Source organism: Vibrio sp. A1-b2, from assembly GCF_021726015.1.
GTDB classification, from domain to species: Bacteria; Pseudomonadota; Gammaproteobacteria; order Enterobacterales; family Vibrionaceae; genus Vibrio; species Vibrio diazotrophicus.
On the sequence record NZ_JAKKCI010000012.1, the window covers coordinates 62,099 to 77,168 of the forward strand.

A 15,070-nucleotide genomic window follows, 5' to 3' on the forward strand; every position below is an offset into this window, starting at 1 on the left:
ATGCATGCCACATAAATTATTAATTAAATTCAATGACTTATATTAAAGCAAGGAAGATCAACTTCCGCCCATCGGAAGCAAATCACAGGAAGGAGGAAGTGTACATTTCCTCTATTTTTAATAAGTTTCTAATCTTAATAAGCTTGCTCATCGTGAGTGGCGCCACCCAAGCAAACAACATGACAGAACAGGCGTTACAGCAGGTCATAGAAAACCATCTTGATAAAGAATTGGCGCTATTAGCGAAACAAAGAGAGTGGCAGAGTTTTCAACCTCAATGGCAGGTGTGGATTCCTGGCTCAGTTAAACATCTCAAAGTTTGTGAAACCCCTCTGGTTATTTCTGGTCAAGACAACCAATTGCTTCCGGTTGGCAATTTAAAACGGTCTGTTGATTGTTATGACGATAACTCTAGTTGGAGCATAAACGTCACCATAAAAGCTTCGTTATCACTCCCCGTCGTTGTGGTGAGTACGCCTTTGTCCCGAGATCAAAAAATTGATGCTTCAATGCTTAAAATGGAAATGCGAACACTGACGCATCAAGATGATTTCTTTACCAAACTATCCGATGCGATTGGCAAACAAGCAACGCGTCGTATGCGTGTCGGACAAATTTTAGAACCCACTCTTGTGACTGCTCCCCCAATCGTTACCAAAGGTAATGAAGTTATCATCATCGCATCTAAAAACGGGGTTAATGCATCGACACAAGGTGTCGCATTAGAAGATGGTGGATTAGGAGAGCAAATAGAAGTGCAAAATAGTTCATCTCATACTGTAATTCACGCCGTAGTCACTGGATTAAACCAAGTTCAAACACAATTCTAAATTTAAAAAATTTTCGTTTTTTATTTAATGAATTAAAAACCGTTGTCGCCTACTAATAGTAACAACGAAATTTAAGCCAAGAGTCAAAGCATGAAAATCGATAAAGTTTCGGGCGCGCATGTCCAACAGCCAACGCTGCAACAAGCTAAAAAGCCAGTTGAATCAAGTCCACAGACCAAAACAAGTGAACCTGAAATGAACGCCAATACGGTTGCCTTGGAAAAAGCACAAATGGCAATGGCTGCACTTTCAGATGTGGATATCGAAAAAGTAGCACGAGTCCGTGAAGCATTAGCGAATGGCAAACTTGAACTGGATAGCAAAGCTTTGTCTCAGGCTATGATGCAGTTTCACACAGGACACGAGTAATAAGGAGTCCTCATGTCAAGTAACCGTGGGCAACACATTCAGGCTTTTATGGCAACGATTAGTGAAGATCTAAAACTTTATGGTCTGCTTCATACGCTCATCATAGAGCAAAGATTACTGTATCTTGAGTTTAAAGGAGATGAACTGGCGAAAAACCTTAAACAGCAAGTTCCTTTACTCAATCGATTAAATAAAAACGCATCACAACGAACTCAGTGTCTTAGATGTTTAGGCTTACCCAATAACTCTCAATCCGTGGTTCGTATTTTAAATGCATTACCAGAAAGCGTAAGAGGTCGATTCGCCACTCAGTGGAAATCGCTTAATTCTGTGATAGAACAATGTCGCAAGCTCAATCAAGAAAACGGTCAAAGTTCTGCAGCTTTCCATGAGCTTTTAACCGAACTTACTCAGACGTCTGTTACATACGAAGAGCGACTAACCGAAGCATTATGATAAACAAGCGTAGGTTATCGTTAAATAAAAGGCGTCTGATAGCGACTGGATTAGCCCTGTTATTCAGTAGTAGCGTGTGTATGGCACAAACCTTTACCAAAGAAGTGGAGAATCAACAGCTTCTTTTGCTGCCATATAAAAACCAGATACGTTCACGCATACAGGCTCATCAACCTATTACCGAACTTATTCTAGGCCAATTGGAACATTATTCGTTACCTAAACAATTGGTCTTATTACCCATGCTTGAATCTTCATACAACGCACAGGCGATATCACATGCAGGTGCGCGTGGATTATGGCAATTAATGCCCGCGACTGCGCAACGTTTCGGCCTCACCACTACCCCGAATGATCAACGGCTAAATATTTCTGCCAGTACTGGCGCAGCACTACGTTATCTGAAGTTTCTTTACAATAAGTTTGACGGGAACTTAACGCTGACACTAGCCGCATACAATGCCGGAGAAGGACGTGTAGAGAGAGCAATAAAGCAAGCTGGCAGTAACGAGTTACAAAAATTACGTTTGCCACAAGAAACCATCCAGTATGTTCACCGTTTTTATGCGCTCGCAAATCTGGTTACTGTTTCTTCGATAAGCCAAAGCTCATTTCAACCACTTATGTTGTTTAGCTCTAATAATCAGCTAAATGCTCAGCCTATTATTAACCTGCAACCTCTGCCACCTCTCATTCAGTTGTAATGAGTGTAATCTGATTAAATGATCAATGATGATTTGTACACATTCTCGTTGAACGGTGAGCAATCAGTACTTGGCAATCAAAATGAAGTTAACATTACAGAGTTTTGTAACGAAGGCGGGAGTTTATAATATCTTCTATGTGTTTTTGCTCTCTGCGCGCTTTTTCATAACTTTGCTTTTTCTTCCAGCGATCTAACACTTGTTCTAATCCTTTCACACGCGCATGTTTATGCTCTAAAACTTCCTGTACAGAATTACATTCCGCTTCCATCACCGCTTGCTCTTCTTCATGGTGACGTAGCATTTTGTGCAGCATGATATCTACACGATTTAAGTTCATTAATATTGCGCTGTTAAGTGTCAAAGCACTAAAGGTTGACTGACCTGTGGCCGATTTTAAGTGGCTTAAAAGTTCCAGCTGATGTGTTAAATGCTGATGCTGTTGACGCATTGAATCCAGTCGCTGACCAATACGGTCACGCTTTTGTTCCTCTACTTGCTGCAATTTGCCAACTGCCCGGATTTTATTTTTCATAACCGCTTACCTAAACAACCTCAAAATTTATAGAATCAGCGCCCCTGAAACAGAGTCGCTAATTGTGTCAAACTTTCCTCATAACTCACCGACTCGTGAGCTGACTGCTGCAGATAAGCGCTTAAACTCGGGTACATAGCAACAGCACGATCTAAGTCGGGATCTTGTCCGGGTTGATATCCACCAAGAGGCAATAGTTCTTTAACTTGCAGATAATTCGAATATAACTGACGGAATTGATTTGCTACGGTTTGGTGCGCCTCTTGGGTACAGGATGACATACACCGACTGATTGACGCATTGACATCAATTGCAGGGTAATGGCCTTGTTCCGCCAATTGGCGAGAAAGCACCACATGCCCATCAAGAATAGCTCTAGCTGAGTCGACCACAGGATCTTGCTGGTCATCTCCTTCTGCCAAGACGGTATAAATAGCCGTTAAACTGCCTTCCTGATTTTCACTGTTACCAGCGCGCTCTAGCAATTGTGGCAGTACGCTAAAAACAGAAGGTGGATATCCTCGAGACGCCGGCGGTTCACCTAAAGAGAGTGATATTTCCCTTTGTGCCATGGCGTATCGCGTTAACGAATCCATCATCAGAAGTACATCTTTGCCCTTATCCCTAAAATATTCAGCAGCACGGTGACAAAGTAATGTTGCACGTAATCTCATGAGTGGTGATTCATCAGCAGGAGCAGCGATAATAATCGCTTTTTGACGGGCTTCTTCGGTAAGATTTCGCTCAATAAACTCACGAACCTCCCTTCCCCTCTCACCAATAAGGCCAACGACAATAACATCAGCCTGAGTGTTTTGAGAGATCATGCCTAATAAAACACTTTTACCAACGCCACTGCCAGCCATCAAACCAATACGTTGTCCTTTACCGACAGTTAGAAGTCCGTTAATTGTTTTCACGCCAACATCTAATGGTGTATCAACAGGCCTACGTTTTAACGGGTTGATCGGATTTGCCTCTAAAGAGATTCGTTCACCACCACGTAACTCAGGTCCACCATCAAGCGCTTCACCCAAGCCATTTACAACACGACCAAGCCATTGATTGCTCATTTGAACAGTGCTGTCCCCTTCCAAAGGGACAACTTTCGCTCCCGCGAACAATCCGCCAAGGCGTCTTATGGGCATTAAATAAGCCACGTTATGATCAAAACCCACAACCTGAGCCTCAATCATGCTTCCTTCAGCGGTCTCAACCATACAACGTTGCTCCAATTTAAAACGGCAACCGACCGCTTGGAGCATTAATCCATTAACTTTGACCAATCTTCCAGTAACCCGTGCCACAGGTATGGCATCTAGAGAAGCAATTGCATCATTAAGACGTTCTGATAAAAAACTATGAGTTCGAACATTATTGCTCATATTGGTTCTCAGATTCAGACGACTCTTCAAGTAAGTGCTGTTTCACGTTGTCCATGCATGACTCTAACCTCGAGTCGCAACTGACGTCTGCTTCGGCGTCATCAGTCACCAAATGACAGCCTCCAACGGGTAAGTCTTTATTGGCAATCAGCTTCCAATCGTCTGGTAGTTCAGTGCTCACCTGCTTTATGCGCTCCAAATCTTGAGGATTTAAATGTATAACGACACTTTGAGGTTTACCTGGCATCGCTTGTAGCGTTTCATCAACCAATGACAGAATTTGTTGCGGCATTAACGTGAGTTCTGCACGAATAACTTGCTGGGCGACTTTTTGTACCAGTTCGCAAATAATGTGGCGCTGTTGCTGCTCCTGCTCAATCTGCCACTGCGATAATGATTTCAATATCTCATTAACTGGCTTAGCTGCTTCTGCAAACAGTTTTTTTCCTGACTGCTCACCGTTAAGAAATCCTTTCTGAAAGCCCTCTTTCTGACCTTCAACTGCACCCTGCTGTTTTCCCTGTTCAATTCCTTGTCGTAAGCCTTCATCAAAGCCTTGCTGCAGACCCTGCTGAAAGCCTACTTCTAGCTGTTGTTGTACATCTGCTTTCAAACCTTGAGTTTCTTTCTCAGAAACGAATTCATCATTTCCCTGTATTGGCTGTGCCAACGGTGGAAAACGATGAACCCGATAGCTATCGGAAGGAAGGCGCATGAGCTTTTTTTTATTCATGACTTACTCCACCGTCGGTTCCTGATAGAGCTGCAGATCAATCTCATTCATTTCATTGAGTTCACGAACAGTCTGCATAATTTCCTGACGAGCACTTTCTACACGACTGCGAGGAATCGCTCCACGCACTTGCATCTCATCTTCGAGAGTCTTAATCATACGTTGAGGCATGGAACGCTTAATCGCTTGCTGCAACGTAATTTCGGCGCCTTTAAGTGCAGCCGCCCAAAGTTCCATCGGTATTTGTTGAACCAGACGATCCATGGTGTCTTCGCTTTGACGCCCCAATACCATGAAATCAAACATATTTTGTTCAATTTCATTAACCACATCTTCGTCGTGTAAACGAAGCATCTCCATCAATGACGCTCTATCACCATCAAAACGGTTAATGATGTCAGCGACTTGCTTAACGCCTGACAAAGGTGCACTTTGCGTCACTGAGATTTGCTCAATACAACGCTCAATCAGTTCGTTCAAATCACCAGCCACCTGATGGTCGATATCTTGTATTCGTGCAATTCGGAACAATAATTCATCGTGGTAATCCTGAGGTAAATTTTTTAAAACCGCAGAAGAACTCTCTGGTGGCAAATAGGCAAGGAATATGGCTTGCATTTGTGGGTGTTCGTTTGCAATAAAACGGGCAAGTATCTCGGAATCTACCCATTGCAGACGCTGCATATTATTGCGAATCTCATCACCATAAAGATCATTTAATAATCCCTTGGCTAAATCGTTACCCAACGCTTTACGAAGGGTATTAGACAAGTAATCTTTCGATGCACCACGTATACCACTGTGCTGGCGAAAATCTTCGAAAAACTTCTGTATAACATTTTTCGCTTTTTCGCTTTTAATACCACTCAACTTCGCCATAGCGCGAGTGACACGTTGTGTTTCGTCTCGAGAGAAATGACGTAGCACTTTGGCTGCGGCGTCTTCACCCATCCCCAACAGCACTAACGCTGTTTGCTCTACGTATTCAAGCTCTTGGTTCTGCATTGACTGTGCTGTGCTCATTCACATTTACCCACTGTTTCAATATCTCGGCGACACGCTGCGGCTCTTCATTCGCGATAAGCTGCAGATGCTTCAATTGGATTTCTAATGGAGAACCTGGAGGTGGTAATAGTTCACTACTCACATCTAATCCATTGGATGTACTAATGCCTTTTTCTGCTAATCGTCGATTGAGATTTTCTTCATATTCACGATCAGACTTAGTTTGTACATCTTCGTAAGACGGCTCATCTAGCAATGAAGGTACTTCAAGTTCCAGATTACGTCGGTCTGCTCCGGTTAGGTGCATAACCAATGGTCGTAGAACAAACATAATCATGGCCAAACCTAACATTCCACCTATAACGTAACGTAGCGGTTGTTGAATGGTTGGGTCCTGCCACCAAGGTATTTCTGGCGGAGCTTCGATCTCTATTGGTGTAAAGTTAAAGCTACTTAAACTGAAGCTATCACCGCGCTCAGCATTGATGCCGACCGCTTCCATAATCATTTCAGAAAGCTCTGATTTCTCTTGATTAGTCCAAGCACTCCCATCTGGAGCTACCACAGAATTCAACAATACAGATACATTGAGTTTCTTAATCTGTCCCTGTTGAAACTGTGTTCTTCTTACACTTGAACCCACAGCATACTGACGTTTAATTTCTGCGCGTGCATTTGTGTTTTGACTGTCCTGAGTGGGTTGCTCACCCGTAACCGGAGGTTGGTTACTTAACGACCCTGGCACACCAAGAGCAATCTGATCAATCGAATTATCATGAACTGTATGTTCGTTACTGACGACTGGATTGTTATCTAGGATTTCTTGGGTTTCCTCTACTCGGCTAAAATCCATATCCGCAGCGACCTGAACACGAAAGTTGCTTGAACCCAATATAGGCGTCAACATGTCAGCAGCACGTTTGATAATCTGCTGTTCCACGTTTCTCTGGTACTCAAGATATTTAGCATTTACTTTGCCAGATTCCGTAGAGCCGACGTCAGCACTTAGTAAGCGACCATATTGATCAATAACAGATACCGATTCTGGTTTCATGCCGATGACGCTACCAACGACCAGATTCACAATGGCTTCAACCTGCTCTGGTTTTAAATCTGATCCAGGTTTTAACTCAACCATGACAGAGGCTGATGGTGCTTCACCTTGTTGACGCACAAACAATGTTTGGCGAGGAATCGCTAAATGAACACGAGCATTAGAAACGGCATTTAATGCAATAATTGTCCTAACCAATTCACCTTCTAATCCGTGACGATATCGAGCCGTTTCCATAAACTGGCTCGTTCCTAATGAACTGTCCTCTTTAAGTGAATCAAGGCCAGTAGGAAGTTTAGCTTTAATACCTTTAGCAGCTAATAGCATACGCGCTCGTGCTACTTCATCTTCAGAGACCAAAACTTGTCCGTTTTGGTCCTGCAAACGGTAATCGATACCTTCAGCTTCCAGTACCGATACAACTTCGCCTACATCGAATTGCTCGTTGTGCCCGTATAAAGGGCGAAAGCCTTGTGATGAACTCCACAACGCAACAACAATTAAAGCCGCAACAATGGCAGCCAGCACCGCAGACAGTACTAAATTTCGCTGACTGCTTGACCATAGCTGCTTTAGCTTATTACCAAAGTCGTCCATTCCTTTCGCTGAAGAGGCTCTTGGCTGATTAGAACTGAGGCTAAGCGCACCAGCCGTTTGAGTTTGAAGTTCAGACATGTTTTACACCGGCATTTTCATAATATCTTCAAATGAGCCAACCACTTTATTGCGTACCTGCAATAATGCATTGAATGACAGACTCGCTTTCTGGCTCGCAATCATTGCGCCCACCAGATCATCACTTTCCCCGGTTTCTACCGCCGTCATCTTGCTACTTGCGAGCGACTGATGATCATTAACTTTGTTAAGTACATCCGTCATTGCAGTTGAAAACGACATAGGTTCATTTACGGTATGAATATCAACAGGGTTAGCAGTCACGACAAACTCTGGAGAGGCTTGTATTCGCATTGCATCCATTTTCGTGAGCATCAATTGCTCGGCTGACATTACATTCCCAAAAGGTAAATCTGCCATTTCTATTCTCCTTTTTATGCCGCTGAGCCAAGTATTGACTGAAGATCAATACCTTGATCTCTCATTGCCGCCAATTTGTATCGTAATGCTCGGGTTGAAACACCTAACGCGCTAGCTGTCTTGGTTCGGTTGCCACCGAACTGACGTAACTTTTCTAATATGTATTGGTACTCAGCCTGTCTTTTTGCTTCAACGTGACCAAACGTTTGATCTGATGCAGAACTATGGTTTATTGAACTGACTTCAACGGGAAGCATGAGGTCCTGCGCAGTAATATAGTCTCCGTGACGCATGACTAACGCACGTTGAATTACATTTTCAAGTTCGCGTATGTTGCCTGGCCAGTCGTATTGACTGAGCGCTATTTTGGCGTCTTGAGAAAGAAAGCAAGAACTTGCTTCCTGATATTTTTTGATAAAGAACTGACTAATTGGAAGTATGTCCTCTTTACGTTCACGTAGCGGAGGCCAATGTAAAGGTAATACGTCTAAGCGGTAGTATAAGTCCTCGCGAAACTGCCCCTTTTGTACGGCTTCTCGAAGATCTTTATTGGTTGCTGCTATCACACGGATATCAAGTTTGATAGCCTTGTGACTGCCCACTCTTTCTACTTCGCGCTCCTGAAGTACACGTAGAAGTTTAGCCTGAACTGCTGGTGACATTTCCCCAATTTCGTCCAGCAGTATGGTTCCACCGTTAGCCTCTTCGAATTTTCCACTCTGCGACGCTAACGCACCTGTGAACGCGCCTTTTACGTGACCAAATAGAACCGCTTCTAGCATTGATTCGGGTATTGCAGCACAGTTAACGCCAACAAACGCACCGTTTGATCTTGATGACTGCTCATGAACATAGCGAGCGAGAACCTCTTTACCTGTACCAGATTCACCAGTAATCAAGACACTAGCGTTTGTACAAGCAGCTCTATGAGCTAACTGCAGAACCTGTTTACTACGCCAAGATTCTGCAACAATGTTAGCCATTGGTTTTTTGAGAGCTTCAACTCTATGAATTAGGTTAAGAAGCTGATTGGATTCAAACGGACGTAACAAATAGTCTGTCGCGCCAGCCTTCATGGTTTCGGCAGCCAAAACACCTTGATCTTGTTCTACAATCGCGATGGCAACCCCAGAGCGACTTTGCTTCTGATGGCATGCAACCCAATCGTGTACTGAAATATCACATAAATTGGAGCTAACGATTGTAATTGAAGCCGGACTCTGTAGTAGAGCGTTTCGGCCTGTGCGTTCATGACGTACGTTATAACCAGCGTCAGTCAACACTTCTATAACAGATTGAGCCAAAAGCTCATTCGGCTCGACTAATAATATATCTAACGTAGACATTACTGACCTTCACTGGTTACTTGGTGTTGGGTGAGTGTTTTAACAACAGTCTCGTTATTTCTAACGATGCGAATCATTACGCGGCGGTTTTTGGAACGCCCCTTTTCTGTGTCGTTAGTCATCATCGGATACCGGGAACCATGTGCTCGTATCTGCATGTTTTCTTTACCTATACCTAATTTATCCAAATACTGTGCCACTTCTTCTGCACGTTCTTTTGAAATTTGAATGTTACCCAACCTTGATCCGACACTGTCTGTATAGCCGTCGATCAATACCTTGGTAACCAAAGCGTCCCAGTGGATGTATTCTGCCAACGCGCTTAGCTGCGCACGCTGGTTTTGACTCAGTGTTTTTTGGCCACTTCGATAATAAATAAATGTATCTTTCGCATCGGAATACGTCATTGAAGGCAGACGATTCTTACATTCGATAAACTCAGCAATAGGAGATTGAGCCCGAATGGTCGGAACAATGATATCGAGTCGTTTTGAACGAGAGCTGTCATGAAGTGAAAGCTGCAACCACTTTCCTTGTTCGGCTGACTTTAGAGTTTCACTTATATGATCTCGAAATAAAAAGTGAGATGTTCCCCGCTTATATCCCTGACTCATTTCAGTGACTTTATGCAGTTCTGACCAAGGCGGCTCCAACAAAGATAGTTCCGCTGTTTTCCAAACATTCAATGTATTCGCCAATTCATATTCAAATGTAACCTGATTATTTGTCTCAGAGCGGAAATAAAACTTCCCCTGCGGAACTTCCGCATGAATTAAATTGCAAGCCGTTGGTTCCTCTTTATAGATCCAAGAAGACATATCCATTGGCACTTCAATTTTTTCATTCGCATAAGATTCGAACGATGAAACTACTATTAAAAAGAAAACAACTGAGCGAAACATTTTACAAACATCCAAAAATAGCCGTTCAAAACTTTAACTGACACTACTCTGACACACATTTCATTAGAAAAAAACAATTTACATAAAGATTTCTATATTTCAAAAGCTTTATATATTTAACTCAAACTTAAATTAAAAACTGGAACAAATGCACATTTTACCTCTCATAAAATACTCGTAATTTTATTTTATTAGACATGCAAAACCTAGGAGAGACAACGAACCATACATAACGCCTAGAAACCTTAACAACCGTAACATAAGCCGTTGTTATGTATGTTCTTGTGCTAGAAACCATCTAAATCCCCACCATCAATCCATTTATTTACAACAACTTAATTCAAAAACCCACTAAAAATTGATAACCAAAGATTATTAATCGCCCAGAATTTGCACAATCAAATCAATAATTAACCACCAAAAATAAGTGAAAAACATCACAAGATTCATTTTGGAATAAATATCACAAATATGATTTTTATAGGTAAAAAAATATTAGTTTTATTGATTAGAATGCTGCTCAATACGACTAAAAATGAATTGTCATGAAACGGTAAAATATAAATGTCAGAACTAATTGAAAATTTAAATACCGATGTAAAACCTTTAAATGTAGAATTACTAGGCAAACCAATTCATATCGTCCGAGAAAAGTTAGCAAAAATCATAAATGACTCAACCAATGGCCTAATTACAGAACTACAATCTTGGCTGAGTGGCCCATATATAGATATTAATATCAAGTCCGTTGAAATATTCGAACTAAGCAATTTATCCTTCAATATGAAAACGGTTTCTCAGTACAGTCATGAAAGCGGTGGCTCTTTATTTATCAATCTAGATGACAAATCATTAATTAGATTTTCTGACCGTTTCTATGGCACAGATATTGAACGTAAACAAACCGTAATTACTAGTAGTGACAAACGTCTTCAAGACCGTATAGGCAAGTTGATCAGTCAATGGGTAGCACCAAAAGAAATGTGGCGAACCAGCGGAGACGATGTGGTTTTCGGTACAGGCATTAAGGCCGAATTGAGTGTAACTAGCGGTGAACATAACGGTGAGCTGACGGTATTCTTTGATAATCGACTGGTTCAAACGCTGATCAACCAGCTTGATTTGCAGTCAAACGAAAACTTAAAACCTCAGTTTTATGAATCGCTAAAAACTACGCCAGTGAGACTCAATGTTCTTTTGAGCAAGAAAACCATGACTCTAAGCGAAGTATTAAGTTTATCGCCGCAAGACATACTTCCCATCGATCTGTTGTCATCCCCTCCTGTCAGTATAGGCAATGCCAATCTCTTTACAGGTCGAGTTGCAGAACAAGACGGGCAATTAGTTTTAATTTTGAACCAAGATAAGGATTCCTAACAAATGAGTGACTCTTTGGACGCTTTGAACTTCGATGACGATGACCTGAATTTTGGTCAATTTCACCTCGATGAATCTGAAGAAAGTGCTGTAAATGAAGAAGCACCCAAAAGCGAAAGGGATTTAAGTTTTTTCAAAAATATTCCCGTAACCGTAACGTTAGAGGTTGCCAGTAAAGAACTTTCTTTAGGCGATTTAATGAAAGCGGGTGAAGGCTCTGTCATTGAATTGGATAAGCTAAATGGCGAGCCTTTAGACGTAAAAGTGAACGGTTCATTACTGGGCCATGCGGAAGTCGTTATCGTAAATGAGAAGTATGGTCTGCGTCTCATTGACGTGATTGATTCAGCTTTAACATCCGTTGGTTAATCTCAGGTTATAAAAATGAATAAGCCGCTTTCTTTATACCGCTTAAGCATAATGGTGTTGTTGCTGTCATTGTTATCGATGCCAACGCTTGCAGCAGAAAACGGTCTTACTATGTTCAGTGTCACTGACGGCAATACTCAACAGGAATACAGTGTAAAACTGCAGATTCTGTTGTTGATGACAGCGCTAAGTTTTATACCGGCCTTTATTATGATGGCCACCAGCTTTACGCGTATTATTGTTGTGCTTGCTATTTTGCGTCAGGCTCTTGGTCTGCAACAAAGCCCTCCCAATCGTGTATTAGTTGGTATAGCACTCGCGCTTAGCATCCTCATAATGCGCCCTGTCTGGACTGACGTATATGAACACGCATTTAAGCCTTACGACCAAGGTGAGATAACCTTAATGCAAGCATTCTCTGTTGCTGAAAAACCTGTACGACATTTTATGCTTGCTCAAACACATCAAAGCTCTCTCGAGCAAATGCTTCGTATCGCTAATGAACCGTTAGATCAGAACGTAGAAGACATTTCTTTTGCTGTTGTACTGCCCGCTTTTGTTATCAGTGAGTTGAAAACTGCTTTTCAGATAGGATTTATGCTGTTTATTCCTTTCTTGGTCATTGATCTAGTGATTGCCAGTGTATTGATGGCAATGGGTATGATGATGCTATCCCCGCTTATTGTTTCATTACCATTTAAGCTAATTATTTTCGTTCTCGTGGATGGATGGGCAATGACCGTCGGTACTCTTTCCGCCAGTTTCGCTCCATAAATTGAGGATTATTAAATGACTCCTGAGTATGTCGTAACCCTCATTTCTCAAGCCGTTTGGTTGATCATCCTAATTGTCGCTGTATTGGTTGTTCCTGGTTTAATTGTGGGGCTAGGTGTTGCTGTTTTTCAGGCCGCAACTCAGATTAACGAACAGACACTCAGTTTTCTTCCCCGACTCATCGTGACTATGTTAATGGTCATATTTGCTGGCCATTGGATGATACGCCAAATTATGGAGTTGTTTGATTACCTGTTCCTCAATATACCCGGAATGCTTGGCTAATGGAGTTAAGTTTCAGCGAAATATCCAGTTGGTTAGGTCAACTTTGGTGGCCGTTTTTCCGGATTGGCGCAGCGTTTATTTCAATGCCAATTTTTGGTGATTTGCTCATTCCTGTGTGGATAAGAACACTACTTGCACTTTCCATTACTGTGATAACAGCTCCGCTTATGCCAACAATGCCAGAAGTGGAACTTTTTTCGATGACGTCACTTTTTCTTGCATTTGAGCAAGCCGTTTGGGGCTTATTGTTTGGATTAATCATTCATATGCTGTTCACGGTTTTTACCATGCTTGGTCAAATTGTCTCTCTACAAATGGGACTTGGTATGGCTGTTATGAATGACCCTGTGAATGGAATGTCGGTACCGATTCTTAGCCGAATTTTTCTCATTTTTTCCACTCTATTATTCTTAGCTCTCGAAGGGCACCTTTTGGTTATCGATATCTTAATTCAAAGTTTTGAGGTTTGGCCCGTTGGTTCGGGCATTACAATCTTATCGGTAAAAACACTTATCTCAGTATTTGGCTGGATGTTTTCTGCAGCTCTCGCTCTCGCCCTACCGGCAATCGTCGCTATGCTTCTAGCGAACATTAGCTTTGGTGTAATGAACCGAGCAGCGCCAAGCCTCAATGTTTACGCTCTCGGTTTTCCAATGACAATGCTATTGGGGCTATTCACCGTATTGCTATCCGTTAGCGGTATACCCGGCAGCTACACAGGATTAGTTCATGACACTTTACGTTTTCTAAATCAATTTATGGTGGGAAGAGCATGAGCGAATCGTCTTCTCAGGATAAAACCGAAAAAGCGTCACCCCAAAAGGTCAAAAAAGCCAGAGAACAAGGCCAAATACCTCGAGCCAAAGAATTTACCACAGCGCTTATTTTTCTCGCTGTGGCTTTCTATTTCTCAGCACAACTCCCTACGATTTGGCACACCATTACGGGTGTGTTTCGCTACAACATGTCTCTCACTCATCAAGATCTTGAAAACCCAATCACGATGATTGAAAAGTTGATGCACAGCTTAGGTATTTTAGTCGAACTGTTAATTCCTATGTTTGTAGTCATTGTTGTTACAGCCGCAGGCTCCAACATGGTTCTCGGAGGATGGCTGTTTCGTCCTGCGAACATGTTACCCAAACTGAGTAAGCTTAATCCTTTAACTGGAATTAAGCGGATGTTCTCTACCCGCTCATTGGTCGAACTTCTCAAATCCACGCTGAAAGTCGTGGTTATCTCTTTCGCATTGTATTGGTATATGGACTCAAATCTTCAGTCTCTATTGGGAATGCAGCAACTTCCTCTCAATCAGGGTGTGAAATTAATAATGAGTATCCTGTTTGACGGTCTTCTTTTAATGGGGGGCGTGTTATTGCTTTTTGGACTGGTCGATATTCCCTACCAAAGATGGGAGCATATGAAAGAACTCAAGATGACCAAGCAGGAATTGAAGGAAGAATATAAAAGCAATGAAGGTCGTCCAGAAGTTAAACAACGTATTCGCCAAATCCAACAACAATTTGCCCGACGCCGTGCCGATAAAATGGTACCAAAGGCTGATGTAGTAATCGTAAACCCGACACACTATGCCGTTGCACTAAAATACGATCTCTCTTTATCCGATGCCCCTTTCGTGGTCGCTAAAGGTATTGATGAGACCGCAATGCATATTCAGCGTATTGCTAGAGAAAATAACGTAGAAATCATTAACTCTCCTCCGTTAACTCGTTCAATTTACTATACAACCGCCATTGAACAGGCTGTTCCAAGCCAGCTTTATATCGCGGTAGCACACATTTTGACGTACGTGTTGCAGTTGAAATCTTTTCGCAATGGTAAAGGGGAAGAACCGATGCCACTCCCTCATTTTTCCATTCCCAAGAACTTGCAGCATTAATCAGTAATAAG

Annotated in this window: 18 protein-coding genes; 10 read left to right on the plus strand and 8 right to left on the minus strand. The window is 42.2% G+C overall.

The genetic code is table 11. The features are described 5' to 3' along the window. The first annotated feature begins 152 nt into the window (after positions 1–152). From flgA to L3V23_RS18920, 4 genes are all read left to right on the plus strand, one after another. Positions 153–830: a flagellar basal body P-ring formation chaperone FlgA gene (flgA, locus tag L3V23_RS18905; protein WP_237292773.1), complete on the plus strand. Its 678-nt coding sequence runs from the start codon at positions 153–155 to the stop codon at positions 828–830. Positions 831–920: 90 nt separating this feature from the next. Further along, positions 921–1,199 (plus strand): flagellar biosynthesis anti-sigma factor FlgM, encoded by a 279-nt coding sequence (gene flgM, locus L3V23_RS18910; RefSeq protein ID WP_042488744.1) that lies wholly within the window; start codon positions 921–923, stop codon positions 1,197–1,199. A 12-nt stretch (positions 1,200–1,211) separates the two neighbouring features. Continuing rightward, positions 1,212–1,655 (plus strand): flagellar export chaperone FlgN, encoded by a 444-nt coding sequence (gene flgN / locus L3V23_RS18915; protein ID WP_102967020.1) that lies wholly within the window; start codon positions 1,212–1,214, stop codon positions 1,653–1,655. 80 nt (positions 1,656–1,735) lie between these two features. Beyond that, positions 1,736–2,359 carry a lytic transglycosylase domain-containing protein gene (locus L3V23_RS18920; protein ID WP_102967019.1) on the plus strand — a complete coding sequence of 208 codons (624 nt, stop codon included), beginning with the start codon at positions 1,736–1,738 and terminating at the stop codon, positions 2,357–2,359. A gap of 94 nt (positions 2,360–2,453) precedes the next feature. Here L3V23_RS18920 and fliJ read toward each other — a convergent pair whose 3' ends face one another. The 8 genes from fliJ to L3V23_RS18960 are packed head-to-tail and all read right to left on the minus strand — an operon-like array spanning position 2,454 to position 10,270. Continuing rightward, positions 2,454–2,894 carry a flagellar export protein FliJ gene (fliJ, locus tag L3V23_RS18925; protein WP_102967018.1) on the minus strand — a complete coding sequence of 147 codons (441 nt, stop codon included), beginning with the start codon at positions 2,892–2,894 and terminating at the stop codon, positions 2,454–2,456. A 35-nt stretch (positions 2,895–2,929) separates the two neighbouring features. After that, positions 2,930–4,279 (minus strand): flagellar protein export ATPase FliI, encoded by a 1,350-nt coding sequence (gene fliI / locus L3V23_RS18930; RefSeq protein WP_042488756.1) that lies wholly within the window; start codon positions 4,277–4,279, stop codon positions 2,930–2,932. Beyond that, complete coding sequence (gene fliH, locus L3V23_RS18935; protein WP_102967017.1) at positions 4,269–5,012, minus strand: flagellar assembly protein FliH; 744 nt, start codon at positions 5,010–5,012, stop codon at positions 4,269–4,271. Before fliH ends, fliI begins: the two co-directional genes overlap by 11 nt. A gap of 3 nt (positions 5,013–5,015) precedes the next feature. Next, a complete protein-coding gene (locus L3V23_RS18940) occupies positions 5,016–6,035 on the minus strand; it encodes a flagellar motor switch protein FliG (RefSeq protein ID WP_102967016.1) in 1,020 nt (339 codons plus the stop codon). Continuing rightward, positions 5,998–7,746, minus strand: a complete 1,749-nt coding sequence (gene fliF / locus L3V23_RS18945) for a flagellar basal-body MS-ring/collar protein FliF (RefSeq protein ID WP_042488764.1) — start codon at positions 7,744–7,746, stop codon at positions 5,998–6,000. Before fliF ends, L3V23_RS18940 begins: the two co-directional genes overlap by 38 nt. 3 nt (positions 7,747–7,749) lie before the next feature. After that, positions 7,750–8,106, minus strand: coding sequence for a flagellar hook-basal body complex protein FliE (fliE, locus tag L3V23_RS18950; RefSeq protein ID WP_042488766.1), 357 nt, complete (start codon positions 8,104–8,106; stop codon positions 7,750–7,752). Between the two features lie 14 nt (positions 8,107–8,120). After that, the gene (locus L3V23_RS18955; RefSeq protein WP_102967015.1) at positions 8,121–9,452 is read right to left on the minus strand and encodes a sigma-54 dependent transcriptional regulator; all 1,332 of its coding nucleotides are present in this window, start codon (positions 9,450–9,452) and stop codon (positions 8,121–8,123) included. Then, a complete protein-coding gene (locus L3V23_RS18960) occupies positions 9,452–10,270 on the minus strand; it encodes an OmpA family protein (RefSeq protein WP_180980356.1) in 819 nt (272 codons plus the stop codon). Before L3V23_RS18960 ends, L3V23_RS18955 begins: the two co-directional genes overlap by 1 nt. A 648-nt stretch (positions 10,271–10,918) precedes the next feature. Between L3V23_RS18960 and L3V23_RS18965 the strand changes: the two genes are divergently transcribed. The 6 genes from L3V23_RS18965 to flhB are packed head-to-tail and all read left to right on the plus strand — an operon-like array spanning position 10,919 to position 15,059. Continuing rightward, entirely contained in the window at positions 10,919–11,731 is an 813-nt protein-coding gene (locus tag L3V23_RS18965; protein ID WP_102967013.1) for a flagellar motor switch protein FliM, read from the plus strand. Between the two features lie 3 nt (positions 11,732–11,734). Next, positions 11,735–12,100 carry a flagellar motor switch protein FliN gene (gene fliN, locus L3V23_RS18970; protein WP_042488777.1) on the plus strand — a complete coding sequence of 122 codons (366 nt, stop codon included), beginning with the start codon at positions 11,735–11,737 and terminating at the stop codon, positions 12,098–12,100. 15 nt (positions 12,101–12,115) lie between these two features. Further along, positions 12,116–12,874, plus strand: coding sequence for a flagellar type III secretion system pore protein FliP (gene fliP / locus L3V23_RS18975; protein WP_102967012.1), 759 nt, complete (start codon positions 12,116–12,118; stop codon positions 12,872–12,874). A 15-nt stretch (positions 12,875–12,889) separates the two neighbouring features. Continuing rightward, the gene (fliQ, locus tag L3V23_RS18980) at positions 12,890–13,159 is read left to right on the plus strand and encodes a flagellar biosynthesis protein FliQ (protein ID WP_042488784.1); all 270 of its coding nucleotides are present in this window, start codon (positions 12,890–12,892) and stop codon (positions 13,157–13,159) included. Beyond that, the gene (gene fliR / locus L3V23_RS18985) at positions 13,159–13,935 is read left to right on the plus strand and encodes a flagellar biosynthetic protein FliR (protein ID WP_102967011.1); all 777 of its coding nucleotides are present in this window, start codon (positions 13,159–13,161) and stop codon (positions 13,933–13,935) included. The genes fliQ and fliR overlap by 1 nt, the downstream gene beginning before the upstream one ends. Beyond that, positions 13,932–15,059 carry a flagellar biosynthesis protein FlhB gene (gene flhB, locus L3V23_RS18990; protein ID WP_042488791.1) on the plus strand — a complete coding sequence of 376 codons (1,128 nt, stop codon included), beginning with the start codon at positions 13,932–13,934 and terminating at the stop codon, positions 15,057–15,059. The genes fliR and flhB overlap by 4 nt, the downstream gene beginning before the upstream one ends. Positions 15,060–15,070 lie beyond the last annotated feature (11 nt).